The organism is Colwellia sp. C2M11 (genome assembly GCF_018860915.1).
Lineage (GTDB): Bacteria > Pseudomonadota > Gammaproteobacteria > Enterobacterales > Alteromonadaceae > Colwellia.
This window is the reverse complement of sequence record NZ_JAHKQD010000002.1, coordinates 1-1,045: the sequence shown is the minus strand read 5'-3', so window position 1 is coordinate 1,045 and position 1,045 is coordinate 1. Positions and strand designations below refer to the sequence as shown.

The following is a 1,045-nucleotide window of genomic DNA, read 5'->3' as shown; positions in this document are numbered from 1 at the left end:
CACCTTAAAAATTGGCTATGGGCGGCTGGTTTTGCTGTGTGTGCCTTATTGTTAAATGTCGGTTATAAAAGTGCACAGTTATTTCAACTTTCAGCACAACAAGCAGACATTGAAGCGCAAATTATTAAGCAATATCAACAAACCTTCCCTGGGGCGAAACGTGTTCGTATTGGCACAATAAAGTCGCAGCTTAGTCGAGAATTATCAAGTTTGGGTGGGGCAACTGAGCAAGTTGGCTTTTTATCTATGTTGGCACAAGTACAACCCGCTTTTGCTAAAGTTCCGAGCTTAAAACCTGAATCGATAAAATTTGACGGTAAAAGACAAGAGCTTAGGCTTCAAGCCATTGCTGATGATTATCAACATTTTGAACAATTTAAAAATGCCCTAGCCTTAGCCAATGTTGAGGTAAAACAAGGTGCTCAAAATAATCAAGGTGAGCAAGTAACAGGCTCCTTTAGTATTGTTAGCAAGGAAGGCTCGTAATGAATATCGCTTCACTTAAAACATGGTGGCAAGGGCTGAACTTACGTGAGCAGCGTTTAGTAATAGGCGTTGGTGCGGTATGTTCACTTTTTTTACTGTATAGCCTTATTTGGCAACCACTGAATGACAACCTAGTGAGTAGTCAAAAGCGACTCGAAAGTCGACAAGCGTTGCTTAGCTGGGTCACGGAAAATACCGCACGTTATCAAAGCGTAAAATCCGTAGGTGGTGTCAAACAAAGCAGTGGTAGCTTATCGAGTATTGTTAATCGCACTGCAGAGCGACAACAACTCACCATTACGCGTATGCAGCCTCAAGGTGATATTTTACTGGTGTGGCTTGATAATGTTCCGTTTGCTCAACTACTGCTTTGGTTAGAGAGCTTAGCGAATAATGAAGGGTTACAAGTGCAAGCCATTGACTTATCTCAGGGAGATAGCTCTGGTGAAGTACGAGTGCGTCGTTTGCAGCTAGGTAAACAGTAAAAGATTAGCTTTAAGACCGTTACTGATAAACCAAGCGTAGCAATCCAAAAAAATAAGCAACCAAAAATAAGCAA

At 41.5% G+C, this 1,045-nt stretch carries 2 protein-coding genes; both read left to right on the top strand.

What is annotated here, in order from left to right; genetic code table 11:
• The coding region (gene gspL / locus KO509_RS00025; protein ID WP_252727304.1) for a type II secretion system protein GspL at window positions 1–486 on the top strand (486 nt) is incomplete at its 5' end.
• Window positions 486–971: a type II secretion system protein M gene (locus tag KO509_RS00020; protein WP_215971239.1), complete on the top strand. Its 486-nt coding sequence runs from the start codon at window positions 486–488 to the stop codon at window positions 969–971. The genes gspL and KO509_RS00020, both read left to right, overlap by 1 nt.
• Window positions 972–1,045 lie beyond the last annotated feature (74 nt).